At 45.5% G+C, this 257-nt stretch carries 1 pseudogene; it reads left to right on the top strand.

The window, feature by feature from the left end:
* Window positions 1-257: pseudogene (locus AAEY75_RS16045) on the top strand (divalent metal cation transporter); the annotation flags it as partial.

Raw genomic sequence — 257 nt, 5'->3', positions numbered from 1 at the left:
AAGAGATTCAAACCGCAGGTGTCGCTTATATTGATCAGCTTATCAATATGTATACCGCCACTATCGGTGAATGGTCAAGACTGCTAGTCGCCTTCGTCGCCTTTATGTGCATGTTTGGGACTACCATTACTTGTGCGGATGGTTACGGTCGTGCCAATGCTGAGTGCTGGCGTTTGCTAAAAGGTGAACACGAGATTAATAGGAAGCAGATTGCTTTTTGGACGACCTATGCCATTGGCGGTGGCTTAATTATTATC

The sequence above is a fragment of the Psychrobacter sp. TB55-MNA-CIBAN-0194 genome (assembly GCF_040309505.1).
GTDB lineage: Bacteria > Pseudomonadota > Gammaproteobacteria > Pseudomonadales > Moraxellaceae > Psychrobacter > Psychrobacter fozii.
Note: the sequence above shows the minus strand (reverse complement) of the source record. Positions and strands in the feature narration are given on the sequence as shown.